This is a genomic window from Paraburkholderia sp. WC7.3g (assembly GCF_050436345.1).
Classification (GTDB): domain Bacteria; phylum Pseudomonadota; class Gammaproteobacteria; order Burkholderiales; family Burkholderiaceae; genus Paraburkholderia; species Paraburkholderia podalyriae.
In genome coordinates this window covers 593,234-619,650 of the sequence record NZ_JBNDMA010000001.1, presented here as the reverse complement: position 1 = coordinate 619,650, position 26,417 = coordinate 593,234, and the positions used below count along the sequence as shown (strand labels likewise).

Genomic DNA, 26,417 nt, shown 5'->3' with positions numbered 1-26,417 from the left:
TCATGTATCCGCTTCCCGTCGAACGCTGGAAACCGCTGAATCGCACGCTTTACAAGGCCTCGCTGCCGCTTGCGCTGTTTATCTGGCTGCTGCCGATGCTCGCCGTGCTGCTGACGTCGATCCGCTCGACCGACGAGTTGTCGCAGGGCGACTACTGGACGTGGCCGAAACATTTCGCGCTACTGGAAAACTACGGCACCGCGCTCACGCAAACGCCGATGCTGCATTACTTTGCCAATAGCGTGCTGATCACGGTGCCGTCTGTAGTCGGCGCGATCGTGCTGGCGTCGATGGCGGGCTTCGCGTTGGCGACGTACCGCTTTCCGGGCAACACGGCCGTGCTGTTCGCATTCGTCGCCGGCAATTTCGTGCCGATCCAGATCCTGATGATTCCGGTGCGCGACATGGCGCTGAAGTTCGGCCTGTTCAACACCGTGTGGGCGCTGGTGATCTTTCATGTGTCGTTCCAGACTGGCTTTTGCACCTTGTTTTTACGCAACTTCATCAAGCAGCTGCCGTTCGAGATGATCGAGGCCGCGCGCGTCGAAGGCGCGAGCGAGTGGACGATCTACTTGCGTATCGTGCTGCCGCTGATCCGTCCCGCGCTCGCCGCGCTCGCGATCCTCGTGTTCACGTTCGTGTGGAACGACTACTTCTGGGCGCTGTGCCTCACGCAAGGCGACGACGCCGCGCCGATCACAGTGGGCGTCGCCGCGCTGAAAGGACAATGGACGACCGCGTGGAACCTGGTCGCGGCGGGCTCGGTGTTGGCCGCATTGCCTTCGGTGCTGATGTTCTTTGGGATGCAGAGGCACTTCGTCGCCGGACTGACTTTCGGGGCGAGCAAGGGATAAACGCCGCTTGAAACACGATTGAAACGACGGCTCGACGTCAACTCACCACGAGACTTTCACATGCAACTTGGTGTCTGCTACTACCCGGAACAATGGCCGCGCGCGATGTGGGCCGACGACGCGCAACGTATGGTCGAACTCGGCATCACGCATGTGCGGATCGCCGAATTCGCGTGGAGCCGCATGGAGCCGCGCGCCGGCGAATATGACTGGCAATGGCTCGACGAAGCGATCGAAACGCTCGCGAAAGCGGGCCTCAAACTCGTGCTCGGCACGCCGACCGCGTCGCCGCCGAAGTGGCTCGTCGACGCGCATCCGGACGCGTTGCCGGTGCGCTCGGACGGCACGCGCTGGAATTTCGGCTCCCGGCGTCACTACGACATTTCGAGCGACACGTACCGGCGCGAATGCGTGCGCATCGTCACCGCGATGGCAAAGCGCTATGGACGGCATCCGTCGATCGTCGCATGGCAGACCGATAACGAACTCGGCTGCCACGACACGGTGCCGAGCTATTCGGCCGCGGCGTTGCAGCGCTTTCACGCGTGGCTTGCGCGCCGCTACGAAACGATCGGCGCGTTGAACGACGCGTGGGGCAACGTGTTCTGGAGCATGGAGTACCCGTCGTTCGACGCGATCGGCCTGCCGACGCTGACACCCACCGACGCGAATCCGATCCATCTGCTCGAGTTCCGCCGCTTCATGTCCGACGAGGTGGCGAGCTTCCATCGCGAGCAGATCGACGTGCTGCGCGAGCATGCGCCGAACGCGGATCTGTTGCACAACTTCATGGGCTTTTTCACGACCTTCGATCACTATCGTTTCGCCGCCGACAACGCGATCGACGTCGCCGCATGGGACAGCTATCCGATCGCGCGCACCGAATCGATCGCGTTGCCGCAGGAGCAGAAGGCGCGCTTCGCGCGCACCGGGCATCCCGACGTATCGGCGTTCGATCACGACCGCTATCGGGGCGTTGGCGGCGGTCGTTTCTGGGTGATGGAGCAGCAGGCCGGTCCGGTGAACTGGGCGCCGTGGAATCCGGTGCCCGCGCCGGGCATGGTGCGGCTGTGGGCATACGAGGCGTTCGCGCATGGCGCGGAGCTGGTGTCGTATTTCCGGTGGCGCCAGTGCCCGTACGCGCAGGAGCAGATGCATTCCGGGCTCAATCTGCCCAACAACGAACTGTCGCCGGGTGGGCTGGAGGTACAACGGGCCGCGCGTGAAATCGCGGGCAGTACGGTCCTGTCGACGCTCGCCGCGCCCGCGCACGCGGCTACCGCGCTGGTATTCGACTACGACACGCAGTGGATGTTCGAAATCCAGCGCCACGGCAAGGGCTTCGACTATCAGACGCTCGCGTTCGACTACTACGAGTCGCTGCGCGAACTCGGACTCGATCTCGATATCGTGTCGAGCCGCGCCGATCTGTCGGGCTACCAGTTAGTCGTCGTGCCGAGTCTTGCGGTGATCGACGCCGCGCTCGTCGAGCAGATCGCGCGTTCGAACGCGAAATGGGTGTTCGGCCCGCGCAGCGGCTCGAAAACCGACGCGTTCGCGATTCCCGGCAATCTGCCGCCCGGTGCGTTGCAGCGCGTGCTGCCGATCCAGGTGCTCGAAGCCGAAACGCTGCGGCCGACGCTTGCGCCCGCGCTGTCGATCGATGGCACAGAGGGCCACGCGCTGCACTGGCGCGAGCATGTGCGCGCCAATGGCGAGGCACGCATCGCCGCTCGCTTCGACGATGCGTGGCCCGCGTTGCTGACGCACGGCAACGTGCGCTATGTGGCCGGCTGGCTGTCGCATGAACTGCATCGCGCGGTGTTGCGGCAGGCGGCGCACGATGCCGGGCTCGCTACGCTGGTGCTGGCCGACGGGCTGCGGCTTCGCCGCCGCGGCGGCCTGACCTTCGCATTCAATTTCGGCGCGCAACCGGTGCAGGCGCCTGCGCCGCGCAATGCGACGTTCGTGCTCGGCGAGCCGCGCCTGAATACCGGCGACGTTTGCGTGTGGAAAGACGCGTGACGTGGTGTGGTTGTCACGTCACGTCAGGAAGTCAACCAGGGAGGAAGCGGTAGCAGCAGCCTGAAAACTCGCAGTTCAAAACCCGTAGGTTGCAACACGGACGCATCAAACCAGGACCAGGCGGCCCGCAAAGAGCCGCCATTTAATCGATGGAGGATGACGGATGAACCGAAGAGAAATGCTGGGATGGCTGGCGGGCGCCGCTGCGGCGGCGGGGGTCGGTGCGACGCTCGGCGCGCCCGCAGTTGCGGCCGAGCAAGGTGGGGCGCCCGGCAACGCCACGGCGCAGGACGCCGCCGCGCGCGCGAGCCGCTTCGCGATGGGCGCGGATGTCTCGACGTTGCTCGAACTCGAAGCGAATGGCGCGAAGTACTACGAGCATGGCGAGGCGCACGACTGCCTGCAGATTCTGAAGAGTCACGGCGTCGATTCGATCCGTATCAAGGTGTGGAATGACCCCGGCAATCCTGACTTCTTTCCGGCCAATCAGAGTCCCGCGGCCGGCTGGAACAATGCCGGGCACGTGCGCATGCTCGCGCGCCGCGCCGCCGCGCTCGGCCTGCGCATTCTGATCGACTTCCACTACAGCGACTGGTGGGCCGATCCGGGCAAGCAGTACCCGCCGCACGACTGGGCCGGCAAGGACATCACCGAGACCTGCGCGCTGCTGTCGGCGTATACATCGAATGTGTTGCAGATGCTTGAGCGCGACGGCGTGCATCCCGAGTGGGTGCAGATCGGCAACGAGATCACCGGCGGCATGCTGTGGCCGCTCGGCAAGTACGATCAGCTCGATAACCTCGCGGCGCTGTTGAAGGCAGGGCACGACGCGGTCAAATCCGTCGACGGGCGCATCAAGGTGATGCTGCATATCGACAGCGGCGGCAACAACGCGACGAGCCGCTGGTGGTTCGACAGCATGACGCAGCGTGGCGTCATGTTCGACGTGATCGGCCTGTCGTACTACCCGCAATGGCAAGGCTCGTTCAGCGACCTGCAGGGCAACGTGAACGACCTTGCGACACGCTACGACAAGGATGTGATCGTCGTCGAGACCGCGTATCCGTGGACGACCAGCGACGGCGATTCGGAACCGGACTCGATGACCAACGTCGGCACTTCGCCGTACCCGCAGACGCCCGCCGGCCAGGCGCAGTTTCTCGGCGCGGTGACCGACATCGTGAATGCGATCCCCGACGGCCACGGCAAGGGCGTGTTCTGGTGGGAGCCCGAGTGGATTCCGACGCCGAACGTCGGCTGGAAAGTCGGCGCCGGCGATCAGTGGGACAACAACACGCTGTTCGATTTCCACGGCAATGCGTTGTCGTCGCTGGATGCGTTCCGCCGGCGCTAGCGCACGTCGGCGTTACTGTGCCGGCGCAGCCTGCCCCTTGTGCCGGTTCACGCACTCCGACGTGATCGCCATGCTCGCCTGATCGGGCGTCATGTGCGGCGCGTCGGGGCTGTAGATCTTTTCGATGATCGCGTCGACGGCCGCGCGATCGGACGGGTCCTTGTAATAGCGGGCGGCCTGCTCGAGCGCCTGAGCTTTGGTCTTCTTGTGGGCGCGCCACGACGCGACCTGGCCGGCGATGTCACCGAGCGCGAAACATTGATCGCTGACGCTCTGCGCGACGGCCTGAGCGGCCGGCAGCGCGACGCACAGCGCGACGAGCGCGGGTACGACTACGCGTTTCATTACCGGAATCCTGAGATGAGACGGCGGCGGCGCGGAAGCGGCGGTGGCCGCGGTGCCGGGCTGCGCGCCTGTGAATAGCTGCGTAGTGTATCGGGAAGCGGCGCGCGGTGCATTTTGCTGCCGTGGATCACAATGCCGCAGCCACCAAAACAAAAAGCCGCCCTGCGAATCGCAGGGCGGCTTCCGATCACCACTCGATCGAACCGTTGTCGGTCCGTTGGCGCGCATGCGTCATCGTACGCTCAATGCCCGAACGACTCCGTCTTCGACGCGCCCACTCCCGCCGCCTGCGGCCGTGCCGCCTGCTTGATCAGCAGCGCGACGCACGACACCAGACCCGCCACCGCGATCGTCGCGAAGATGCCGCCGAACGAGAAGTGCCGGCGCGCCAGCTCGGCTACGAGGAACGAACCCGCAATGCCGCCGAAGCGGCCGACGCCAAGCATCCACGCGACGCCCGTGCCGCGGCCCGCGGTCGGGTAGAACGCGGCGGCGAGCGCCGGCATCGACGACTGCGCCGTGTTCATCAGCACGCCGGCGATGAACACGATCAGCACGAGCGCGCCCACGTTGCCGGCGGCCTGCCCGATGAAGTACACGCTGATGGCGGTCAGCGCATAGCACACCGCGATGACGCGGTTCGCGTTGAAGCGGTCCATCAGCACGCCGGCCAGTACTGCGCCGACGCCGCCGAGCGGGAACAGCGCGGAGATCAGCGTCGCGCGTTGCGGCGTGAGACCGGCGTCCTTCAGCAGAATCGGCATCCAGTTGATCGACGCATAGAAGATCACGAGGCCCATGAAGTACGCGAGCCAGAGCATCACCGAACCGACGATGTACGAGCGCGACAGCACGACGCCGAGTCCCTTGCCGCCGGTTTGCGGCGCGGTTTCGGTCATCGTGAACGCGCTGGCCTGCACAGCGTCGCCGGAAATGCGCGCGAGGGCCGCGCGAATCCGTTCGGCCGGCTTGTTATTCGCGACCATGTAGCGGACCGACTCCGGCATCCTGGCGAGCACCAGCAGCAACAGCAGCAACGGCGTGACGCCGCCGAGGATCAGCACGCTGCGCCAGCCCAGATGCGGAATGATCCACGCGGCGAGGAAACCGCCGAACGCGGCGCCGAGCGGAAAGCCGCAGAACATCAGGTTGATCACGGTGGCACGACGGTTGTCCGGGCTGTACTCGCCCATCATCGTGACCGCGTTCGGCATCGCGGCGCCGAGACCGACGCCGGTGACGAAGCGCAGCACGGTCAGTTGCTCGATGCCGGTCGAGAACGCCGACGCGAGGCAGGCGGTGCCGAACAGCAGCACCGCGCCGACCAGCATCGAGCGACGTCCGAGGCGGTCGGACAGCGGACCCGAGCCGAGCGCGCCGCACGCGAGCCCGAACAGCGCGGCGCTCAGCACCGGCGCGAGCGCGGGCTTGCCGATGCCCCATTCGGTGATCAGCGAAGGCGCGATGAAGCCGATCGCAGCAGTGTCAAAACCGTCCAGCAGGACGATGATGAAGCACATGAAAAAAATCAGCCACTGGAACGGCGAAAACGGATGCTCGTTGATGAAGGTTTGAACGTTCACAGCGGGGCTGCGGTTCATGATGGTCTCCTGACAGCGAAAGGCCCGACACGACGAGCTATTCTTCTTTAAGACTGTACGCCTCTGGCAGCGGCGCACGATGCCTGCGCGGGGTCAACTGGCCGTGCTTCGGCAATGAATCATACCCGCACGGATCGGCTTGACGAAACCGCGCCGGACGACGAAGTTTTGTTCGTATAGGGAACGACGATTCTTTATGCGAACGCGCGCCACTGTAAGGAATGAAATCGATCGGGTCAACGGGGGAATACCCGAGCCACGCGATGGCGGGCGGGAGCCGGCGGATGCGCCGCAGGTGTCGGCTGTGGCGAAGCTGAACAACCTGCTGGGGCTCATGATCCGATGCACTGAAAATGAGATAGGCAGGGCAATTGTGAATATCTGTCAAAACGGTTTTATCTCGAATTAAAGTCGTTGACCGTGTCGCGTTTTAGATGGTTAATTCGTCGGACGTTTTCTGGAAAATCAGAAGAGGTCAAATGGGACAACAGAAACAGGATGAAACCGCAGGCAAGGAAGAATGCCTGCTTTGCCGTATCACCTATTCCATCTACTCAAACTTCCCGCCAATGCCGTCCTCAATGGCGCTGAACGCCGAAACCGGCGAATGGTTTCCGTTCGATACGCTGAAGTCGTATTCAACGAACGACATGGCACTCGCACACGCGGGGCCGTGGCTGGTTGATCCGAAGACGGCGCGCGAGCATCTTGCGGACCTGGGCGAACTCGAACAGGCCCGCCCTGGCGTGATCTGGCTGATTACCTCAGAGAGCCTGGAGAGGCAGGCCGCAAAGCTGCGCCCGCACCTGGATACCGGAATCCCGAAAGGACGATCCGCCCTGCTGCGCTTCTGGGACCCCAGGGTGTTGCATGCGCTCAATGCGGTATGCCACGGCAAGAGCGAGCGCGAGCTTTTCAGGGCTGCCGACGCGTGGCAATACCTCAACGAAAGACAACGATTCATCATCAACGACAATGGAATTTACTGAAGGGCAATGGGCGCTTCTGAAAGCCTATGAAGACCGCAACTATGTAGACTTTATCCGTGGTCATATCGTGCGCGATTATCCCGCACTGGCCAATGATCCGACCTTGCGCGACCGGCTTAACGTGGCCTTCGCGCGAACCAAGGTACTCCGCTTTACGCATGACGCGCCGATAGTCGATTTCCTGTATGTGGAAGCAACTACGCCCGGGTTTTACAGGATTCCGGCGGTCGCAGCATGGCTGCACAAATCAGGCGTTCCGGGTGACCAGCAATTCGAAATGTTGATGCAGGCAACGGGTAAAAGACAACAGGAAATGAAGGAGAAACGCTGATGGGTATTCCATTCCCGGCGACGCTCGGAAACGCAGCAAACGCAATGGCGCAGGCAATGCCTATGCCTGTTCCGGTTTCCAGCGCCGCACCGTCTGCTGGTCCTGCGGGTAGCAGCGGCACTGGCGCGGATTCAGACGGCGGATGGGGCGAGCTCCCGCGTGACCGGACGCGCGAACGCGAAAGGCCGTGCAAGTGCCCGCCCGAGAAAGGCGGTAAAAAGGTAGAAAGGAACCACAGCATGAACCCTGAGCCGCGTCGCTATCAGGCCCGTATCACCGGATACGAATACGGGATAACGACTGACGGAAAAGGCCGCGAAACCAGCAAGGGCTGGAATATGGAGTGGGAATGGTTTGCCACAGACTTTGATGGATTTCAGCACTCGCAATGCCTTTTGCAGGAAGCGAAGGGAAACTATGATCAGTTCATACGGGAGGACGGGGAAGTATTGCGCTTCTTCACGGGTTTCGATTCGATGCAGGATCAGATAAAGACGCAGGGGGCGATTGTGCGCGCCAATCTTCCTGCGAAACTAATGTGGTACTTTCAGACGCCGAAGACCCGCGCTTATATGCTGCGAACGCTCGCAGCTAACGGAGTTTCCTCTATCTATCAACCGTGAGTCGGCTATGAACCTGTTTTCGCAACATCAAGACCCTGACAACATTCCCGGCCGAGATTTTTTCTTTCATATCGAACGTCTCACGCCGGTTATTGAATTGCTGGCGCGGAAGGACCGGTTGCTTGAAAGCTGGTATCTCAAAGGAGGCGATCTTAGGGAGGCGCTAAAGTATCGTGTTTATCAAGACGATCGGCCGACAAAAGAAGCAATTAATGAAGTTGCTGACCGCTATAAGAGCAAAGGTGAAGGTGCGCCAAAGACCATCGGAATTTGGAATGGCATCCAGACAGATGAAGGTGGGGCGGCATTCTCGATTTCAATCGATGGCGGTAGGCTTTTGCCCCAATCTTTTGAACTAGCTGTGGATGAAAAAAACCCGGCATCATCTCGGCTCGGCGGATGTCGATCCGTTGCCGAAGTCATTGCGAAGGTCGTTGAGATCTACGATCCGTTCTACGTGACGTTCGGCCCCCGCAAGTATTTCGAAATGCAGGTCTTCGAAGACCGCCCGGGCGTAAGCTGGATGCTCTACTTGCCGCATGCTCTCTCAGTGGCCCAGGTGCCCGAAGCGCGCGACTTAATCCCTGTCATGCGCGATGGCAAGCAGCAAGGCACGATCATCGTCAGTGTGACGGATGAAGTCTTTGATGTGAATAACCGGGAGCACGTCAAGGCGGCAAACGATATCGAAATCCGCCTCGCCGATCAGGACCTGTTGCCGCGTTTCGTTGATCTCTGAGTTCGGCTTTTTACCCCCGCTTCAGCGGGGCTTTTTCCTGCGAAAAGGCCCGGCGAGCGGGCCTTTCGCCGTTAGGCCTTGATTCCAGCGATTCGGGCTCAAGGGCGTAAGCACATGAACAGGGCCCCGCTTCGAAGGGGCTATGCCAAGGCGATCACGCAGGCAACCGGCACCACCACGACTGACCATAGCCCGCAACGCCAATGAACTCGATCCCGGTGAACATAAAGCCATTAGGTCTCTGGTTCCTGCTTTCGACCGGGAATTCGAAAGCGTCGCGGCACAGCGTTCCCGCGTAGCATTTCAAACCACGCCCAACCTACCGCCCCGCATTCAACTTGCGCCACAACGTCGTCTTGCTGATCCCCAACGCGGCGCAAGCCGCATCGCGATCACCTTCGTGAGCCGCGAGCACCGCGCGGATTTCACCGGCCTCGACATGACGGCTCCGCTCGCGCAGCGTCAGCGCCGCCGGCTTCGCGCGCGCAATGGGTTCGACGATTTCCGGCGCGAGCGCGCGCAGCATGTCGCGCGTAACGAGCGCCGCGCTCGCCTCCATATCCGCATCGCTATCCGCGAGTTCAACCACGATCCGCTCGATCACGTTCTGCAACTCGCGGACGTTGCCCGGCCACGCATAGCGCCGCAACGCCGCGCCCAAACCTTCGAGCATGCGCGCGGCGGTATCCGCGTCGGGCACGCGCGCCGCCAGCCTCGGCTCGCGCACGGCCGCCTGGCGCAACAGTTCGGCGGCGAGCGGCAGCAGGTCGTTCGGTCGTTCACGCAGCGGCGGCAACGCGATGCTGAGAATGTTGAGCCGGTAGTACAGATCGGCGCGGAAACTGCCGGCCGCGATGCGGTCAGTCAGCGCGCGATGCGTCGCCGCGACGACGCGAATATCGACGCGCATCGGCTCCGTCGAGCCGAGCCGCACGACCTCGCGCTCCTGCAACACGCGCAACAGGCGGCTTTGCAACGGCAATGGCATCTCGCCGATCTCGTCGAGAAACAGCGTGCCGCGATGCGCGACTTCGATCAGCCCCGCCTTGCCGCCCTTGCGCGCGCCGGTGAACGCACCTTCCTCGTAGCCGAACAGTTCGCTTTCGAGCAACGCCTCCGGAAACGCGCCGCAATTGATCGCGACGAACGCAAAGTCGCGCCGCGCGCTCAGTTGATGCATGCTCTGCGCGACCATCTCCTTGCCAGTGCCGCTCTCGCCGAGAATCAGCACGGTCGCGTCCGACCTCGCATAACGCGTGACCTGCGCGCGCACCCGTTCTATCGATTCCGACGCACCGACGATATCGTCGAGCCGATAGCGCGCGGTGAATTGCTGCACGCGTTGACGCGCGCGCAGCGTGCGATCGAGCCGCTCGACCGCGCGCGATTCCTGGAACGTCAGCACGGTGCCCGGCGCCGCGCCGCTGCTCGCGAGCGGCCCGCGATGCACGACGTAGCTCGCGCCGCGCACCGTGCAGAAGCTGTCGCCGTTCGCGTCGGGCAGACTGCCCGCGAGATCGGGTGCGAGTTCGAGCAGCGCGCGGCCGACGGCCTTTGCCGCATCGATGCCGAGCACGCCCGCGAGCCGCTGGTTCATCAGTTCGACGCGGCCTTGCGCATCGAGCGCGACCACGCCGTCGCGCAGATGCTGCAACAGCGTGTCGAGCCGCTGACGTCGCACGGTTTCGCGGCGCGTCGCCTGCGCGACTTCCAGCGCGGTGTCGAAGCCAGCCCGCACCGACGCGCGCGAGTACAGAAATACCGCGCCCATGCCCGCGTTCGCGGCGAGGTCGGTGACGAGGCCCGGGCCGACCACCACGTCGATGCCGCGATCGCTGAGATCGAGCACGACGCTTTCGGCGTCCTGCGCCGACTGATACGACGCGAGCGTGACGTCGAGCGCGTACGCGGCGGTGAAGCGGCGCACTTCGTCGGGCGTGTCGCCGTGCGTGACGAGCGCGACGCGCGCGCCTTCGCGACGCGCGCGGGCGAGCGCATGCATCACGTCGTAGCCGGTCGGGCTGATCCGCACGACCGGCACCGACACGCGCGTTTTCAGATATGCGCCGTTCGAGCCGCCCGCGAGCACCACGTCAGGCCGCGCGGCGCCCGCGCCTTCGATTTCGCGCACCGCGTCTTCGAAGGCGTGCGACACGATGCGAACATCCGCGTGTTCCACATATTCGCCGGCGATGTCGAGGAACAGATCGCGCAGGCGGCTGATGCTCAGCGCCCAGACGCGCGGACGCTGCGGCGGTTCGTAAAGAGGCGTGCTCAAGGTGGGCGGCTCGCGGCGGGGTAGGTTGGGATCTCCATTATGCGAGCATTCATTGCCGATTTGAAATTCGCAATTTCATTAATGAAATCGAGCAGGCGGCGCGTCACATGATCGTTTGACGAGACTAGCGTCAAATCAGGCACTTAGCCGGCGGTCCGCAGGCTGGCCCGTTCCTTGCGTACAAGGTGGCCCAATCGAAGCTGTGACCCAAATTCCCACCCTTTCTGGAGACAATCGATGAGCGAAGCAGACAACAGCACGCCGAACGCAGGTGCATTCAAGCCGAAAAAATCCGTCGCGCTGTCCGGCGTGACCGCGGGCAACACCGCGCTGTGCACGGTCGGCAAGACCGGCAACGATCTGCACTATCGCGGCTACGACATTCTCGATATCGCCAGCGCATGTGAATTCGAAGAAGTCGCTTATCTGCTGGTCCACGGCAAGCTGCCGACGCCGGCCGAGCTGAGCGCGTACAAGACGAAGCTGAAGTCGATGCGCGGCCTGCCCGCCAACGTGAAGGCCGCGCTCGAATGGATTCCGGCCGCCGCGCATCCGATGGACGTGATGCGCACCGGCGTGTCGGTGCTCGGCACCGTCCTGCCGGAGAAGGACGATCACAACCTGCCCGGCGCGCGCGATATCGCCGACAAGCTGATGGCCTCGCTCGGCTCGATGCTGCTGTACTGGTATCACTACTCGCACAACGGCAAGCGCATCGAGGTCGAAACCGACGACGATTCGATCGGCGGCCACTTCCTGCATCTGCTGCATGGCGTCGCGCCGTCCAAGGCGTGGGTCGACGCGATGCACGTGTCGCTGAACCTGTATGCGGAGCACGAGTTCAACGCGTCGACGTTTGCGGGACGCGTGATCGCGGGCACGGGCTCGGACATCTACTCGGCGATCACCGGCGCGATCGGCGCGCTGCGCGGCCCGAAACACGGCGGCGCCAATGAAGCCGCGTTCGAAATCCAGTCGCGCTACCAGACGCCCGACGAAGCCGAAGCGGACATCCGCCGCCGTGTCGAGAACAAGGAAGTCGTGATCGGCTTCGGGCATCCGGTGTACACGATCTCGGACCCGCGCCACAAGGTCATCAAGGAAGTCGCGAAGAACCTGTCGAACAAGGCCGGCAACCTGAAGCTGTTCTCGATCGCCGATCGGCTCGAATCGGTAATGTGGGACGCGAAGAACATGTTCCCGAACCTCGACTGGTTCAGCGCGGTGTCGTATCACATGATGGGCGTGCCGACCGCGATGTTCACGCCGCTGTTCGTGATCTCGCGCACGGCAGGATGGAGCGCTCACATCATCGAGCAGCGCGTCGACAACAAGATCATTCGGCCGAGCGCGAATTACACCGGACCGGACGATCTGCCGTTCGTGCCGCTGGCGAAGCGCGTTTGAGCTGAGGCCGCGAGCTAAACTACCCGCACTGTCTGGCCGGCGCGCGAGCGCAGCGCCGCCCGACGCCGCCGGCATACCGTCCGGCGGCCGATAACCGTCCTGTCCCTACGTCATGAATACTGCCAACCGCAAACGCCTTCCGGGCACCGAGCTCGACTTCTTCGATACGCGTGCCGCGGTCGATGCGATCGAGCCCGGCGCCTACGACAAGCTGCCGTACACGTCGCGCGTGCTCGCCGAAAACCTGGTGCGCCGCTGCGACCCGGTAACGCTGACCGCTTCGCTGAAACAGATCATCGAGCGCAAACGCGAGCTCGATTTTCCGTGGTTCCCGGCGCGCGTCGTGTGTCACGACATTCTCGGCCAGACCGCGCTCGTCGATCTGGCGGGTCTGCGCGATGCGATCGCCGCGCAAGGCGGCGATCCGGCGCTCGTGAATCCGGTGGTGCCGACGCAGCTCGTCGTCGATCACTCGCTGGCCGTTGAATGCGGCGGTTTCGATCCGGACGCGTTCGCGAAGAATCGCGCGATCGAAGATCGCCGCAACGAAGACCGCTTCGATTTCATCAACTGGACCAAGCGCGCGTTTCGCAACGTCGACGTGATTCCGCCGGGCAATGGCATCCTGCATCAGATCAACCTCGAACGCATGAGCCCGGTCGTGCAGGTGAAGGACGGCGTCGCGTTTCCCGATACGCTAGTCGGCACCGACTCGCATACGCCGATGGTCGACGCGCTCGGCGTGATCGCGGTCGGTGTCGGCGGCCTCGAAGCTGAGAGCGTGATGCTCGGCCGCGCGTCGTACATGCGGTTGCCCGATATCGTCGGCGTGAAGCTGAGCGGCAAGCCGGGCGAGGGCATCACCGCGACCGACGTGGTTCTGTCGTTGACCGAGTTTTTGCGCAACCAGAAGGTGGTCGGCGCGTACCTCGAGTTTTACGGCGAAGGCGCGGCGAACCTGACCTTGGGCGATCGCGCGACGATCGCGAACATGGCGCCGGAGTTCGGCGCGACTGCCGCGATGTTCTACATCGACGAGCAGACCATCCGCTATCTGAAGCTGACCGGCCGCGACGACGAACTCGTCACACTGGTCGAAACCTATGCGAAGCAAACCGGCTTGTGGGCCGATACGCTGAAGCATGCCGAATACGAGCGCGTGCTCGAGTTCGATCTGTCGAGCGTGGTGCGCACGCTCGCGGGACCGTCGAATCCGCATCGCCGCTTGCCGGTGTCGGAACTGGCCGCGCGCGGTGTCAGCGGCAAGGTCGACAACGAGCCGGGTCTGATGCCGGACGGCGCGGTGATCATCGCCGCGATCACGAGCTGCACCAACACGAACAATCCGCGCAACATGATCGCGGCGGGCCTGGTGGCGCGCAACGCGAACCGGCGCGGACTCGTGCGTAAGCCGTGGGTCAAGAGCTCACTTGCGCCTGGCTCGAAAGCGGTCACGCTGTATCTTGAAGAGGCGGGGCTGCTGCCCGAACTCGAACGGCTCGGCTTCGGCGTGGTCGCGTATGCGTGCACGTCGTGCAACGGCATGTCCGGCGCGTTGGACCCGGTGATCCAGAAAGAAGTGATCGAGCGCGATCTGTATGCGACCGCCGTGCTGTCGGGCAACCGCAACTTCGACGGCCGGATCCATCCGTACGCGAAGCAGGCGTTTCTCGCCTCGCCGCCGCTCGTGGTCGCCTATGCGATTGCGGGCACGATCCGCTTCGACATCGAGAAGGACGTGCTCGGCGTCGATGCGCACGGTCATGCGGTCACCCTGAAAGACCTGTGGCCGTCGGATGCGGAGATCGATGCGATCGTCGCGGCGAGTGTGAAGCCGGAGCAGTTTCGCAAGGTGTATGAACCGATGTTCGCGGTCTCCGTCGACACTGGCGCGCAAGCCGACCCGCTGTACGACTGGCGCGAGCAAAGCACTTATATTCGCCGTCCGCCGTACTGGGAAGGCGCGCTCGCCGGCGCGCGCACGCTGAAGGGCATGCGCGCGTTGGCCGTGCTCGGCGACAACATCACGACGGACCACCTGTCGCCGTCGAACGCGATTCTGCCCGACAGCGCGGCTGGCGAATACCTGACGAAAATGGGTCTGCCCGAAGAAGACTTCAACTCGTATGCGACGCACCGCGGCGATCACTTGACCGCGCAGCGTGCGACCTTCGCGAACCCGACGCTGAAGAACGAGATGGTGCTCGAAAACGGCCAGGTGAAGGCCGGTTCGCTCGCCCGCATCGAGCCCGAGGGCAAGGTCACGCGCATGTGGGAAGCAATCGAAACGTATATGCAGCGCAAGCAGCCGCTGATCGTGATCGCGGGCGCCGACTATGGCCAGGGTTCGTCGCGCGACTGGGCCGCGAAGGGCGTGCGGCTGGCGGGCACCGAAGCGATCGTCGCGGAAGGCTTCGAGCGGATTCACCGCACGAACCTCGTCGGCATGGGCGTGTTGCCGCTCGAATTCAAGCCCGGCGTGAATCGTCTGACGCTCGGCATCGACGGCACCGAGACGTTCGACGTGATCGGCGGGCGCAAGCCGCGCGCCGATCTGACGCTGGTGATTCATCGCCGCAATGGCGAGCGGGTCGAGGTGCCGGTGACCTGCCGGCTCGATACGGCCGAAGAAGTGTCGATCTACGAAGCCGGCGGCGTGCTGCAGCGTTTCGCACAGGACTTTCTCGAATCGACCAAGGCAGCGGCCTGAACAAGGCAGGGCGATGCGGCTCGACGCGCCGCATCGCCCTTCATCAAGGAACACGTCACCTCAGGACACTTTCATGGCCCAACTTCCCCAGATCAAGATTCCGGCCACCTATATGCGCGGCGGCACCAGCAAGGGCGTGTTTTTCCGTCTGCAGGATCTGCCCGAGGCCGCGCAACGACCGGGCGCCGCGCGCGACGCGCTGCTGATGCGCGTGATCGGCAGTCCCGATCCGTACGGCAAGCAGATCGACGGCATGGGCGGCGCGACGTCGAGCACCAGCAAGACCGTGATCGTTTCGCGCAGCAGCCGGCCAGATCACGACGTCGACTATCTGTTCGGGCAGGTGTCGATCGATAACGCGTTCGTCGACTGGAGCGGCAATTGCGGCAATCTGTCGGCGGCGGTGGGACCGTTCGCGATCGGCACGGGCCTGATCGATGCGAGCCGCGTGCCGCGCGACGGCGTCGCGATCGTGCGCATCTGGCAGGCCAATATCGGCAAGTCGATCATCGCGCACGTGCCGATGACCGATGGCGCGGTGCAGGAATCCGGCGACTTCGAACTGGACGGCGTGACCTTTCCGGCCGCCGAAGTGCCGCTCGAATTCATGGCCCCGGCTGCCGACGAAGAAGGCGCGGGCGGCGCGATGTTCCCGACCGGCAACCTCGTCGACGACCTTGAAGTGCCCGGCGTCGGCACGTTGAAGGCAACGATGATCAACGCGGGTATCCCGACGATCTTCGTCGACGCTGAAGCGGTCGGCTACAAGGGTACCGAGTTGCAGGACGCGATCAATGGCGACGCGAAGGCGCTCGCGATGTTCGAGTCGATTCGCGCCCACGGCGCGCTGCGCATGGGGCTCATCAAACATCTCGACGAGATCGCGACGCGGCAGCACACGCCGAAGGTCGCGTTCGTCGCGAAGCCGGTCGATTACGTGGCGTCGAGCGGCAAGCCGGTGCGCGCGGGCGACGTCGATCTGCTGGTGCGCGCGATGTCGATGGGCAAGCTGCATCACGCGATGATGGGCACGGCCGCGGTCGCGATCGGCACCGCGGCGGCGATCGCCGGCACGCTCGTCAATCAGGCGGCGGGCGGCGGCGAGCGGGAGTCGGTGCGCTTCGGGCATCCGTCGGGCACGTTGCGCGTCGGCGCGCAGGCGAGTCTGAAGGACGGCGAGTGGGTCGTCACGAAGGCGATGATGAGCCGAAGCGCGCGCGTGTTGATGGAGGGGTGGATCAGGGTGCCGCAGCAGGGCTGAGGCGCTGTCCCCATAACCACTACTGGCGGCCGACTCGAAACCCACGCGCAGGAGGCACGATGCAGAACGGGCTGGACGCCGACGCAACGAATTCCGGCGACGGGGCGCGCGAGCTCGCGCGCGCGAAACGCGCGGTGCTCGTGATCGCAATTGCGCAATTGCTCGGTACGTCGTTGTGGTTCAGCGCAAACGGCGCGATGCGCGATCTGCAGGTCGCCTGGCAACTGAGCGCGTCGGATCTCGGCTGGCTGACGAATGCGGTGCAGGCCGGCTTTATCGTCGGGACCTTGCTGTCGGCGACCACCGGACTCGCGGATCGCGTGTCGGCGAGCAAAGTGTTCGCGGTCTGCGGCGTGCTCGGCGCAACCTTGAATGCGCTGTTCGCGCTGTGCAGCAGCGGGCTCGCGTCGGCGCTCGTGTTTCGCTTCGGCGTGGGCGTCGCGCTCGCGGGCATCTACCCGCTCGGAATGAAGCTGCTCGTCACGTGGGACCCGCGCCGCGCCGCGCAGACGCTCGCGTTGCTGGTCGCGATGCTGACGCTCGGCACGGCGTCGGTGCATGCGATTCGCGCGCTGCTGTCGAGCGTGCCGTGGCAAACCGTGGTGCTCACTTCGTCGGTGCTCGCGGTGATCGGCGCGCTGCTGGTGCTCGCGCTCGGGGAGGGACCGCACGCGCGGCGCTCGGGCAACCGTCGTTTCGGTTTGTCGGCGGGCGTTGGGCAGGTCGTGCGCATCAGCGAGTTTCGCGCGGCCGCGCTCGGTTATTTCGGTCACATGTGGGAGTTGTACGCGTTCTGGACGCTGACGCCGCTACTCGTGCAGCGCGCGTTCGCGAGCGGCGCGCCGGCGGCGCCGGGCACGGTCGCGTTGTGGTCGTTCCTGATCATCGCGATCGGTGCGCTCGGCTGCCTGTTCGGCGGCAGGCTCAGCAAATCGGTCGGCAGCGCGCGTACCGCCGCCCTCGCGTTGACGATCTCGGGCACGCTGTGCGCGATTTATCCGCTGACCAGCGCGCTCGGCACCGCCGCGCAGCTTGCACTGCTTCTCGTGTGGGGTATCAGCGTGATCGCCGATTCGCCGCAGTTTTCGGCGCTGTCCGTCAAGGCGTGTCCGGCCGACAAGATCGGCGGCGCGTTGACGCTGCAGAACAGCTTCGGCTTTTTCCTGTCCGCGTGCTCGATCCTGTGGTCGACGAGCGTATTTCATGCGCTCGATGAGCGCGTCGCGTGGCTGCTGCTGCCAGGGCCGATCATCGGTCTGATCGCAATGACGCCGCTGTTGCGCAAGCAGCCACGCTGGTGAGGCTCGCGGTGCGTTAGTTGCCGCCGTGCTCTTTTTGCCAGCGCTGCATGAACGCGATTTCCTCGCGCTGCGCCTTGACGATATTGCGCGCGAGCCGCTTGATCTCCGGGTCTTTGCCGTATTTCAATTCCGCCTGCGCCATGTCGATCGCACCCTGATGATGCGGGATCATGTGCGCGACGAAATCCCTGTCGGCGTCGCCGGTGTATTCCGGGGCGTTCATGTCATGCATCATGCGCTCGTCGGCCGCCTTGAAGGCTCGTGTCGATCCGCCCGCGTCCGCATGCGCCGAATCCGGCATGTCCATGCCGGGCATGCCCTGTTGTTGCGCGTGAGCGGGCAAAGCCGCCGCCGCGAATGCCAGACCGCCAGACACACAGAGAGCGCGCAGCGCACGAAGGTTTTTCATATTGGTTTTCCATTGATGAAGAGGGTGGCGAAGTGATCCGCGCGATTCTAGCGGGCACGTCGCACATCGTGGAGCTTTCTACCGTGGTAAGGTCAAGTGAAGGCAAAGAAATGCCCGCCTATAATCAAATGCAACCGCAACGAGGCTGACAGCATGTACATCGCGATGAACCGCTTCAAAGTGGCGCCCGGCTCCGAGGACGCCTTCGAACATCTGTGGACCACGCGCGACACCCATCTGAAAGAGGTGCCGGGCTTCGTCGAATTCCATTTGCTGAAGGGACCGCGCAAGGACGATCACGTGCTCTATTCGAGCCATACGATCTGGCGCGACCTTGCGTCGTTCGAGGCATGGACGAAGTCCGACGCGTTTCGCGCCGCGCATCGCAGCGCCGGCAACGAAAACCGCGTGCTGTATCTCGGCCATCCGGAATTCGAAGGCTTCGAAGTCATCCAGACCGTCAGGTAGCGCGGTACTCGCGCTTGCGCGCCACTCGTCAAGGAACGAAAACATGAAAGCCGTCAGAATTGGTTCGCCCGCCACCGTCGATAGCCTGCAGGTCGTCGATCTCGCCGATCCTGGTCAGCCCGAGGCTGGGCAGATTCGCGTGCGCATTCGCGCGAGTTCGTTGAACTACCACGACTACGGCGTCGTCTGCGGCAATCTGCCGGCCGAAGCGGGCCGCATTCCGATGGCCGATGGCGCGGGCGTCGTCGAAGCAGTCGGCGCAGGCGTGCGCGATTTCAAGGCCGGCGATCACGTGGTGTCGTGCTTCTTCCCGCACTGGGAAAACGGTTCGCCGGCGATCGGCGATTTTGCGACCACCCCCGGCGACGGCATCGACGGTTATGCGCGCGAAGTCGTCGTGCTGCCGAGCCACTACTTCACGCAGGCGCCGGCCGGCTACAGCCACGCCGAAGCGGCGACGCTGACCACGGCGGGGTTGACCGCGTGGCGCGCGCTGGTCGTCGATGGTCAGTTGAAGGCGGGCAGCAGCGTGCTCGTGCTGGGCACCGGCGGCGTGTCGATCTTCGGCTTGCAGATGGCCAAGGCGATGGGGGCGTCGGTGATCGCGACGTCGTCGTCGAATGCGAAGCTCGCGAAGCTGCGCGAACTCGGTGCCGATCATGCGATCAACTATCGTGACAATCCCGAGTGGGGCAAACAGGTGCGTCACCTGACGAATGGGCGCGGCGTCGATCACGTGATCGAGGTGGGGGGGCCCGGCACGCTGCCGCAGTCGATCACCGCATGCCGCATCGGCGGACATATCGCGCTGATCGGCGTGCTGACCGGCCGCGAGGGTCCGGTGCCGACCGCGCATCTGATGGCGCGGCAGCAGCGCCTGCAAGGCTTGATCGTCGGCAGCCGGCAGGATCAGATCGATATGGTGCGCGCGCTGGAGACGACCGGCATCAAGCCGGTGATCGACAGCACGTTCGAACTGGACAAACTCGCCGATGCGTTCCGGCACGAGGCATCGGGTGCGCATTTCGGCAAGATCAGCGTGGCGATCTGAGCACCGAACATTCGCGGTGCGCCTCGCATGGCGCGCGCGACGGCTTCAGGTCAGGCGCGCCTCGCAAGGTCCGCGAAACAGACACTGGTCGCCTCGCAGGCCTGCGTGAACCCTTCGTCGTAACTCGTGAAAAACACCGTGCGCGTTGCGCCGAGCGTTCTGAACATCTCGGCGAGCACCGCGCGCGCGGACGCGTCGAGTCCGCCGGCCGGTTCGTCGGCGATCAGCACGCGGGTCTCGCCGAGCGCGGCAGCCGTCAGAAACATTTTTTTGCGGCTGCCATACGACATCTGCTCGAAGCGTTTGTCCAGATGCGGCGCGAGGCCGAAGCGTTCGGCGAGCGCGAGCACGTCGTCGCTGAGCGCGGTGTGTCGCGCCGCCGCGACCGCGCGCAGATAATCGCGGCCGCTTTGCTCGGGCCAGCTCATGCTGTCTTCCGGCACGTACGTGAGCAGTGCTTGCGCGGCATGCGGCGCGGCGCGCAGCGAATGGCCGCCGAGCCATACGTCGCCGGTATCGGCTTCCAGCGCGCCGGCGAGGATGCCGAGCAACGTCGACTTGCCGCTGCCGGATTCATCGTTTAACGCGACGCATCCGGACGTCACGTCGAAATGCAGTCCTTCGAACAGGACGCGGTCGCTGTAGCGCTTGCTGAGGTTGTCGAATCGAAGCATGGGTTGGCGCGCAAAAGGCGATCTGAACGCGGCGCAACGTCGCGCCGCATTTGATGCGGGTCATTTCGCGGCAGTGTAGCAGCGCGCACCGGCTTCTTTTGCGCCGTTACGCTGACGCCGGCGGCTCCAGCAAAAACTCCACCATCCGTTCGCACACGCGATCGAACATTTGCGCGCCCGTCACGGTACGGCAGCCGCGCGCGCGTGCCGCTTCGATCAGCGGCGTGAGCGGCGGTTTCGTGACGACGTCGCCGACGAAAGTCGTGGCGGGCAAGCGAGCGACATCGATCGGCAACGGATCGCCCGCGCGCATGCCGAGCGGTGACGCGTTGACGACCACGTCGTATGTCGTCAAGCCGAGTTCAGTACCCGTGCCGCGCGCCGCGCCACGGCCGAGCGCATTGAGCCGCGCGGTCAGCGAGCCGGTGCGTGCCACGTCGTTGTCGCGCACGTCGAGCGAGCCGACCCCGCGCAGAATCAGCGCATGGCCGATCGCCGAGCCCGCGCCGACCAGCAGCGCGCGTTTGCCCTGTAGCTCGCAGCCCGCGGCGACGAGCGCGGCGACGAAGCCGGTGCCGTCGAACATGCCGCCGTGCCAGCCGCCTTCAGCGTTGCGGCGCAGCGTGTTGACCGCGCCGAGGAACGCGGCTTCTTCGGCGAGCGTCGCGCAATAGCTCGCGGCGCTGAATTTGTGCGGCACCGTGATGATCGCGCCGTCGACGTTGCGCATCGGCGTGATGCCCGCGAAGAACGCGGGCAGATCGGCGGGCGCGACGTGCGCGGGCACCACCAGCGCATCGCGGCCGGCCGCGCGCAACGCGGCGGTCACGCCCGACGGCGAGCGCACCTGCGGAATCGGATCGCCGACGATGAAATACACGCGCGTTGCACCGCTGAGACCCGTGTCGAGCGACGCCGCGAACGAAGCGGTTTCAGCCTGCTGCATAGTCGAATCTCCTCAAATGGGTGCCCAACCCGAGCGGCGCGATCGACGGCATCGCGCTGAATCGGAACCACGACACGGACATCCTGACTCAATGGCGGGCTATTTTCAGATCATTATGCGGTCCGCATTTCGCCGTTGTCTCAGTAACTTTGACTGATTTTAATTGGGGTGCGGTTAGATATAGACATTTAAAAATACGCACTGCTTTTTACGCTGATAAACTGTGCGCCGGAGCCAATGCGGCGACGCCTTTCGCGCGTTCGCCGCGTTACCCTTCCGGCGTGTCGACGGCCGGATAGCGGTACGAGTAGGCCTTTTCCGCGAATTCGACAGACGCGTACCTACCGTATACTGCCTTCGGCCAACGCGGATCACCAGGACGCACGTGTTGTCGTCCTTCTGGATTGTCCTCAACGCCACGTCCATGTGGCGCTTCGCCTCAGCCGATTTTTCCGCAGACTCCACTTCCGATTTCGACACGTATTTTTGACAGACAGCTTGATTAAGTAAGGGCTTGTTCAAGCCCGCATTTTGGAAATGACTCATGAAGCCGGGAAATAAATCGCTTGTGAAAGGACGCGCACGCAAAATCGCGGTGGCGGCTGTGGCGGCGCTGATCGCGGTGCTGGTCGGTTGGGGCGTGTGGTATTTCCAGCATCGCGCCGAGCCGCAGACGTCCGCGCTGAGCGGCGTCGCGAGCCAGATGCGTCACGATGCATCCGCGTGGACGCACGAAGAGAAAGACGCCTCGACGATGCTGCGCGACATTCACGCAGCGAACGTCGCGGCGGTCGGCGTGAGTCCCAACGCGATTCTCGTGTCGCTGCGCGACGGTTCGAAGTACTTCGTCACCGATCACAACGCGACCTTCTCGCACGCGCTGCTGCTGGGCGAGCGCTCCGATGCCGCCGCGTATCAGCTCGTGTGGCTGCCCGACGTCGACATTCGCAGCGACGGCGCGCGTTGGACTCTGCTGTTCGGGCAGTTGCGCGACGCGTTGAGCGTGCTGCTGCCGCTCGCGCTGATCGGCGGCATGGCGTGGTTCATGAGGCGCGAGATGAAGGGCGGCGCGAAGCTGCTCAGCGAAACGCCGACGCTGCGTTTCGACGATGTGATCGGCGCGAATGAAGCGAAGGCTGCGCTCGCCGACATTCGCGGTTACCTGTCCGATCCAAAGCAGTTCTCGTCGCTGGGCGTGCGCGCGCCGTGCGGCATCCTGATGGTCGGCGCGCCCGGCGTCGGCAAGACCCGGCTCGCGCAGGCGCTGGCCGGCGAATGCGGGGCGAACTTCATTTCGATCACCGGCAGCTATTTCAGCGCGAAATACTACGGCGTCGGTATCCAGAAGGTGCGGCACCTGTTCGAACTCGCGCGCAAGAACGCGCCGACGGTGATCTTCATCGACGAAGCGGACGGTCTCGCGAAGCGCACCGACACCGGCGGCGGTCCGGTCGAAGCCGAAAGCAACCGGATCATCAACCAGCTGCTCGCGGAGATGGACGGTTTCGAATCGAACGAGGGCGTGATCGTCGTGGCCGCGACCAACCATCCCGACAATCTCGACGAAGCATTGCGCCGCCCCGGCCGTTTCGATCGTACGGTGCAGGTGCGTCTGCCGGATCGCGAAGACCGCGCCAGGATTTTCCGTTTCTACGCGCAGCGGCTCAAGTCGAAAGCGGCGGATATCGACTACGACCAGCTCGCGCGTTTGACGACTGGACTGTCGCCGGCCACCGTCGCGATGGTCGTGAATCAGGCGGGACTGATCGCGCGCAAGGCGGGCGATAACGAAATCGCCGCGAAGCACTTCATGGAAGCGATCAAGATCGCGCGCATCGGCGACGTGAGCGGCGCCGAGCGCGCGCTCACCGAGGACGAGCGCAAGCGCATCGCGGTGCATGAGGCGGGGCACGGTCTGGTCGCCGCGCTGCTCGGTACTGGCGTGCTCGAGGAAGTGACGATCCTGCCGCGTGGCGGCGCGCTGGGCGTCGCGCTGATTACGAAGGCGCAGGACAAGCACCTGTACCGCGAAACGGAAATCCGTAACGAAATCCAGGTGCTGCTCGGCGGACGCAACGCGGAGATTCTGATGTTTTCCGAAGCATCGAGCGGCGCAGCGTCGGACTTGCAGGAGGCCTCACGTATCAGCCTCGACATGGTGTCGAAGTTCGGTTTCAACAGCGACGGTGACCTGTTCAGTCTCGCGGCGCTGCCGTCGCAGTACGCGGGCCTGCAAATGAGGAGCGCGATCGAGCAGGCGAACGTGCTGCTCAAGGAACTCAACGAACTTTGCTACGGGTTACTGCACGCGTACCAGCCGGTACTGCGCGACGTTTCAGATCAGTTGCTCGAGCACGAGACCGTGCCGGGGGAAACGGTCTATCGGCTCATCGCCGAGCACAAGAGCACGCTGGAGATCGTGCACGAGCCCGCGGCGGCTTGACGGAACACTGGGACTTTTCAGGCGACCTCGGAAGCCACGTTCTCCGCCGCTTTCAATGCCGATTCGCCTCGCGCCTTCGCCCGCAGAATCGGTGCCTCGATCAACCGCCACGACAGCAATGCAATGCCAAGCGAAATCGCAAAGGACACGACGATACCAAGCGCATGTGCCCACGTCGGCACGGTGCCCCCAAAGAACGCTTCGGCATGACGGTTATGCGTCGGATCGGGGATCAGGTTGTGATACAGATAAAAGCCGTAACTGATACGCCCGAGACCGGCGAGCCAACGTGTCTGCAGTAGGCCCATCACGGCTGCATTGCGGCAACACGCGATCGACGTCACCAGCGCCGCGATACCGATTCCGTACGTTGCACTGATCGCGGTAAACAGCAACGGATCGTCGAGCATGTTCCATCTCGGCTCCGCCGCGCATAAACCGATCACGACGAGACTCAGCGTGAACAGCGTCAGGCCATGACCGAGCCAGGCACGCACGCGGCCGCGATCGTCCGAGATGATCCCACCACCGACGCCGCCTAACGCGAGCAACCAGACATTGCTCAACGGGTGCGTATAGAGGGTGATCTCGTCCCAATGCGCGGCACGCATCGCGAACAACGCAGCGAGGCCGAGCGCCACGATCGCCCAACATGCCGCTCGATGTCGCCGCGTCGCGAGCAGCAGTAACAGCGGCGCAACCACCAGATAGAACTGCTCCTCGATCGCGAGGCTCCACAAGTGCGAATAGCGGCCCGGCCAGTAGCGCAGCACCGAGCCGATCCAGAAGTTCGACAGATACACGAAGTGAAACGGCATGCCGCTCGCGAGTTCCGGATTCGCGAGGCCGAATGCCATCAGCACGCACATCACGACGAGCATCAGGTAATAGATCGGAAAGATGCGCATCGTGCGACGAAACAGAAAGCGCCCGAGTTCGGCGCCGAAGCGGCTGTCGCCCGATTCGATGCGGGCGCGCTGCGACGACAGGATGCCGATGATCAAAAAGCCGCTCAGCGCAAAGAAGATCCATACGCCGAGATGCCCGATCTCGCCGATGTCGCCGAACAGTCGATGTTGCAGAAACACCATCATCACGGCGATCGCGCGCAATCCATCGAATCCGGCAATTCTGTTTTTCATAAACCTCTATTCGCAAAGCGGCGGAAAAGCACGAAAACATCGTACGGGGAAAAAAAGCGAAAAAAATCGCAGCGTGTGCTCGATGATTTATTTTCGAGCCTCGCGTGCGTCCATCAGTACGGGCGTCCCTGTGTCGTGCATGAAAAGCCGCAAAACTTTCCGCGCGATCGTTAAACAAGCACGGAGTCTTACCAGTCGCCAACGTTTCGATTTCAGATTGCCGTTGCGAAGGCATGGGAACGATCCGGTCTGTTGTGGTTCACACGAGATTGGGCCGCTGATGCGTGTCCATTGACGTCCTTGCGTGCCGTCGGCGCGCATTCTTCGAGAAGACGAATGGAAACCCCAAGCCGTGGTCGTGGACGATCCGTCGAAGTCGATTTCTTTCGCGGTGTCGTGCTGATCGTCATCGTGCTCGATCACATTCCCGGCAGCACGCTATCGCACCTGATGCTGCACGCGTACGCGTTGTGCGATGCGGCCGAGGTGTTCGTGTTTCTCGGCGGCTATGCATCGGCGGCGGCGTATACGGCGGTGCTTGCGCATCGCGGCGAAAACGCGGCGAAACTGCGCTTCGTCAAACGCTGCTGGGAGATTTATCGCGCGTATTTGTTGACGGCGATGCTGTCGCTGGTGTCCGGCGCGATTCTCGCGCGGCTCGATCTGAATCGGCCCATGGTAGAAATGAGCGGCTGGCTGCCGTTCGCATCGCAGCCGTGGCGGGACGCATTCGATATCGCGTTGTTTCGCCGGCAACCGTATCTGTCCAGCGTTGCTGCCGATGTACGTGCTGTTTGCGCTAGGTGTGCCCGTGATGGTGCCGCTCGCGCGCCGCTCGGCATCGCTCGCGCTCGCCGTCAGCCTCACGGTGTGGGCCGGCGCGCGGCCGCTCGCCGCGTTATTCAGCATTGACGATGTTGCCGGCTGGGCTTTTAATCCGTTTGCGTGGCAACTGATGTTCGTGCTCGGCATGGTGTGCCGCGTGCGGCCGATGCGCGAGTGTTTTCATACGAGCCACGCCGCGCAGTGGTTCACGCGCGTCGCGGTGATCGCGGTGCTTGCGTTCGCGATCGTCAAACTTTTCGTGCTGACGCAGTCTTTGCCCGGCACGCACAAACAGAATCTTTCCGTGGAACGTGTGATCAATTTCATCGTCATCGCGTGGCTCGCCGCCCGGTTCGTGCGGAGGGGCAGCATCGCGTGGCTCGCAAGGCGGTTGCCCGCCGTGGTGACGGTCGGGCGCGCCGGGCTCGTATGCTTTGTGACCGGCACGCTGGTGTCACTGATCATCGACACGGCGACTCCGCACACGTTTCACGGGTTTCGCGGGGTGCTGCTCGGGCTCGGCGGCGACCTCGCCGCGATCGGCGCGCTGCTGATGATCGCACGCGGCTGGAGCGGGCGGAGGGGGCAACAATCGGGCGCGCAGGCGAATGGCGCGGGTTACGGATGACGCGGCGCGAGCG

General features: G+C 63.8%; 21 protein-coding genes and 1 pseudogene. 15 read left to right on the top strand and 7 right to left on the bottom strand.

What is annotated here, in order from left to right:
• Positions 1-2 precede the first annotated feature (2 nt).
• The 3 genes from OKW43_RS02925 to OKW43_RS02915 all read left to right on the top strand — a co-directional run bounded on the left by OKW43_RS02925 (position 3) and on the right by OKW43_RS02915 (position 4,233).
• A complete protein-coding gene (locus OKW43_RS02925; RefSeq protein ID WP_429445128.1) occupies positions 3-854 on the top strand; it encodes a carbohydrate ABC transporter permease in 852 nt (283 codons plus the stop codon).
• A 60-nt stretch (positions 855-914) separates the two neighbouring features.
• On the top strand, positions 915-2,879 hold the full coding sequence (locus OKW43_RS02920) for a beta-galactosidase (protein ID WP_429445126.1): 1,965 nt from the start codon (positions 915-917) through the stop codon (positions 2,877-2,879).
• A gap of 163 nt (positions 2,880-3,042) precedes the next feature.
• On the top strand, positions 3,043-4,233 hold the full coding sequence (locus tag OKW43_RS02915) for a glycoside hydrolase family 53 protein (protein WP_429445124.1): 1,191 nt from the start codon (positions 3,043-3,045) through the stop codon (positions 4,231-4,233).
• A gap of 12 nt (positions 4,234-4,245) precedes the next feature.
• On the opposite strand, the gene OKW43_RS02910 is transcribed toward OKW43_RS02915, so the two are convergent.
• Complete coding sequence (locus OKW43_RS02910; protein WP_187633231.1) at positions 4,246-4,578, bottom strand: hypothetical protein; 333 nt, start codon at positions 4,576-4,578, stop codon at positions 4,246-4,248.
• A 242-nt stretch (positions 4,579-4,820) separates the two neighbouring features.
• Positions 4,821-6,179 carry an MFS transporter gene (locus OKW43_RS02905; RefSeq protein WP_429445121.1) on the bottom strand — a complete coding sequence of 453 codons (1,359 nt, stop codon included), beginning with the start codon at positions 6,177-6,179 and terminating at the stop codon, positions 4,821-4,823.
• A gap of 479 nt (positions 6,180-6,658) precedes the next feature.
• Between OKW43_RS02905 and OKW43_RS02900 the strand changes: the two genes are divergently transcribed.
• From OKW43_RS02900 to OKW43_RS02885, 4 genes are read left to right on the top strand one after another with little or no spacing between them, the layout of a single operon-like run.
• Positions 6,659-7,168, top strand: a complete 510-nt coding sequence (locus OKW43_RS02900; protein WP_429445119.1) for a DUF4123 domain-containing protein — start codon at positions 6,659-6,661, stop codon at positions 7,166-7,168.
• Positions 7,155-7,499, top strand: a complete 345-nt coding sequence (locus OKW43_RS02895) for a hypothetical protein (RefSeq protein ID WP_429445117.1) — start codon at positions 7,155-7,157, stop codon at positions 7,497-7,499. The genes OKW43_RS02900 and OKW43_RS02895 overlap by 14 nt, the downstream gene beginning before the upstream one ends.
• The gene (locus tag OKW43_RS02890; RefSeq protein ID WP_187633227.1) at positions 7,499-8,122 is read left to right on the top strand and encodes a restriction endonuclease fold toxin 5 domain-containing protein; all 624 of its coding nucleotides are present in this window, start codon (positions 7,499-7,501) and stop codon (positions 8,120-8,122) included. The genes OKW43_RS02895 and OKW43_RS02890 overlap by 1 nt, the downstream gene beginning before the upstream one ends.
• A gap of 7 nt (positions 8,123-8,129) precedes the next feature.
• The gene (locus tag OKW43_RS02885) at positions 8,130-8,861 is read left to right on the top strand and encodes an immunity 52 family protein (RefSeq protein WP_187633226.1); all 732 of its coding nucleotides are present in this window, start codon (positions 8,130-8,132) and stop codon (positions 8,859-8,861) included.
• 319 nt (positions 8,862-9,180) lie between these two features.
• Here OKW43_RS02885 and prpR read toward each other — a convergent pair whose 3' ends face one another.
• Entirely contained in the window at positions 9,181-11,139 is a 1,959-nt protein-coding gene (gene prpR, locus OKW43_RS02880; RefSeq protein WP_429445114.1) for a propionate catabolism operon regulatory protein PrpR, read from the bottom strand.
• Between the two features lie 237 nt (positions 11,140-11,376).
• Here prpR and prpC point away from each other — a divergent pair, with 237 nt between their 5' ends.
• The 4 genes from prpC (at position 11,377) to OKW43_RS02860 (ending at position 17,818) form a co-directional block, all read left to right on the top strand.
• Positions 11,377-12,546, top strand: coding sequence for a bifunctional 2-methylcitrate synthase/citrate synthase (gene prpC, locus OKW43_RS02875; protein ID WP_429445112.1), 1,170 nt, complete (start codon positions 11,377-11,379; stop codon positions 12,544-12,546).
• A gap of 112 nt (positions 12,547-12,658) precedes the next feature.
• Positions 12,659-15,256 (top strand): Fe/S-dependent 2-methylisocitrate dehydratase AcnD, encoded by a 2,598-nt coding sequence (gene acnD / locus OKW43_RS02870; protein ID WP_429445110.1) that lies wholly within the window; start codon positions 12,659-12,661, stop codon positions 15,254-15,256.
• Between the two features lie 73 nt (positions 15,257-15,329).
• A complete protein-coding gene (prpF, locus tag OKW43_RS02865) occupies positions 15,330-16,517 on the top strand; it encodes a 2-methylaconitate cis-trans isomerase PrpF (RefSeq protein WP_187636997.1) in 1,188 nt (395 codons plus the stop codon).
• Between the two features lie 59 nt (positions 16,518-16,576).
• The gene (locus tag OKW43_RS02860) at positions 16,577-17,818 is read left to right on the top strand and encodes an MFS transporter (RefSeq protein WP_187636998.1); all 1,242 of its coding nucleotides are present in this window, start codon (positions 16,577-16,579) and stop codon (positions 17,816-17,818) included.
• 13 nt (positions 17,819-17,831) lie between these two features.
• On the opposite strand, the gene copM is transcribed toward OKW43_RS02860, so the two are convergent.
• Positions 17,832-18,227, bottom strand: a complete 396-nt coding sequence (copM, locus tag OKW43_RS02855) for a CopM family metallochaperone (protein WP_187636999.1) — start codon at positions 18,225-18,227, stop codon at positions 17,832-17,834.
• A 153-nt stretch (positions 18,228-18,380) separates the two neighbouring features.
• On the opposite strand from copM, the gene OKW43_RS02850 reads away from it, so the two are divergent.
• Positions 18,381-18,695, top strand: coding sequence for an antibiotic biosynthesis monooxygenase family protein (locus OKW43_RS02850; RefSeq protein ID WP_187637000.1), 315 nt, complete (start codon positions 18,381-18,383; stop codon positions 18,693-18,695).
• 43 nt (positions 18,696-18,738) lie between these two features.
• A complete protein-coding gene (locus OKW43_RS02845; RefSeq protein WP_429445106.1) occupies positions 18,739-19,746 on the top strand; it encodes a zinc-dependent alcohol dehydrogenase family protein in 1,008 nt (335 codons plus the stop codon).
• A gap of 50 nt (positions 19,747-19,796) precedes the next feature.
• Here OKW43_RS02845 and OKW43_RS02840 read toward each other — a convergent pair whose 3' ends face one another.
• Both OKW43_RS02840 and OKW43_RS02835 read right to left on the bottom strand, forming a co-directional pair.
• Positions 19,797-20,420, bottom strand: a complete 624-nt coding sequence (locus tag OKW43_RS02840; RefSeq protein ID WP_429445104.1) for an ABC transporter ATP-binding protein — start codon at positions 20,418-20,420, stop codon at positions 19,797-19,799.
• 106 nt (positions 20,421-20,526) lie between these two features.
• On the bottom strand, positions 20,527-21,366 hold the full coding sequence (locus OKW43_RS02835) for a shikimate dehydrogenase family protein (RefSeq protein ID WP_429445102.1): 840 nt from the start codon (positions 21,364-21,366) through the stop codon (positions 20,527-20,529).
• A gap of 544 nt (positions 21,367-21,910) precedes the next feature.
• Here OKW43_RS02835 and OKW43_RS02830 point away from each other — a divergent pair.
• Positions 21,911-23,809 carry an ATP-dependent metallopeptidase FtsH/Yme1/Tma family protein gene (locus OKW43_RS02830; protein WP_187637004.1) on the top strand — a complete coding sequence of 633 codons (1,899 nt, stop codon included), beginning with the start codon at positions 21,911-21,913 and terminating at the stop codon, positions 23,807-23,809.
• Positions 23,810-23,826: 17 nt separating this feature from the next.
• Here OKW43_RS02830 and OKW43_RS02825 read toward each other — a convergent pair whose 3' ends face one another.
• A complete protein-coding gene (locus tag OKW43_RS02825; protein WP_187637005.1) occupies positions 23,827-24,951 on the bottom strand; it encodes an acyltransferase family protein in 1,125 nt (374 codons plus the stop codon).
• A 336-nt stretch (positions 24,952-25,287) separates the two neighbouring features.
• On the opposite strand from OKW43_RS02825, the pseudogene OKW43_RS02820 reads away from it, so the two are divergent.
• Positions 25,288-26,404, top strand: a pseudogene (locus OKW43_RS02820) (OpgC domain-containing protein).
• Positions 26,405-26,417: the final 13 nt, after the last annotated feature.

Excerpts from the sequence above, each read along its gene's own strand:
- OKW43_RS02925 (WP_429445128.1), top strand. The coding sequence starts at position 3 with ATGTATCCGCTTCCCGTCGAACGCTGGAAACCGCTGAATCGCACGCTT.
- OKW43_RS02825 (WP_187637005.1), bottom strand. The coding sequence starts at position 24,951 with ATGAAAAACAGAATTGCCGGATTCGATGGATTGCGCGCGATCGCCGTG.
- OKW43_RS02905 (WP_429445121.1), bottom strand. The coding sequence starts at position 6,179 with ATGAACCGCAGCCCCGCTGTGAACGTTCAAACCTTCATCAACGAGCAT.
- OKW43_RS02890 (WP_187633227.1), top strand. The coding sequence starts at position 7,499 with ATGGGTATTCCATTCCCGGCGACGCTCGGAAACGCAGCAAACGCAATG.
- OKW43_RS02920 (WP_429445126.1), top strand. The coding sequence starts at position 915 with ATGCAACTTGGTGTCTGCTACTACCCGGAACAATGGCCGCGCGCGATG.
- prpF (WP_187636997.1), top strand. The coding sequence starts at position 15,330 with ATGGCCCAACTTCCCCAGATCAAGATTCCGGCCACCTATATGCGCGGC.
- OKW43_RS02860 (WP_187636998.1), top strand. The coding sequence starts at position 16,577 with ATGCAGAACGGGCTGGACGCCGACGCAACGAATTCCGGCGACGGGGCG.
- OKW43_RS02835 (WP_429445102.1), bottom strand. The coding sequence starts at position 21,366 with ATGCAGCAGGCTGAAACCGCTTCGTTCGCGGCGTCGCTCGACACGGGT.
- OKW43_RS02845 (WP_429445106.1), top strand. The coding sequence starts at position 18,739 with ATGAAAGCCGTCAGAATTGGTTCGCCCGCCACCGTCGATAGCCTGCAG.
- OKW43_RS02915 (WP_429445124.1), top strand. The coding sequence starts at position 3,043 with ATGAACCGAAGAGAAATGCTGGGATGGCTGGCGGGCGCCGCTGCGGCG.
- OKW43_RS02910 (WP_187633231.1), bottom strand. The coding sequence starts at position 4,578 with ATGAAACGCGTAGTCGTACCCGCGCTCGTCGCGCTGTGCGTCGCGCTG.
- OKW43_RS02900 (WP_429445119.1), top strand. The coding sequence starts at position 6,659 with ATGGGACAACAGAAACAGGATGAAACCGCAGGCAAGGAAGAATGCCTG.
- prpC (WP_429445112.1), top strand. The coding sequence starts at position 11,377 with ATGAGCGAAGCAGACAACAGCACGCCGAACGCAGGTGCATTCAAGCCG.
- copM (WP_187636999.1), bottom strand. The coding sequence starts at position 18,227 with ATGAAAAACCTTCGTGCGCTGCGCGCTCTCTGTGTGTCTGGCGGTCTG.
- OKW43_RS02895 (WP_429445117.1), top strand. The coding sequence starts at position 7,155 with ATGGAATTTACTGAAGGGCAATGGGCGCTTCTGAAAGCCTATGAAGAC.
- OKW43_RS02885 (WP_187633226.1), top strand. The coding sequence starts at position 8,130 with ATGAACCTGTTTTCGCAACATCAAGACCCTGACAACATTCCCGGCCGA.
- OKW43_RS02850 (WP_187637000.1), top strand. The coding sequence starts at position 18,381 with ATGTACATCGCGATGAACCGCTTCAAAGTGGCGCCCGGCTCCGAGGAC.
- OKW43_RS02830 (WP_187637004.1), top strand. The coding sequence starts at position 21,911 with ATGAAGCCGGGAAATAAATCGCTTGTGAAAGGACGCGCACGCAAAATC.
- acnD (WP_429445110.1), top strand. The coding sequence starts at position 12,659 with ATGAATACTGCCAACCGCAAACGCCTTCCGGGCACCGAGCTCGACTTC.
- OKW43_RS02840 (WP_429445104.1), bottom strand. The coding sequence starts at position 20,420 with ATGCTTCGATTCGACAACCTCAGCAAGCGCTACAGCGACCGCGTCCTG.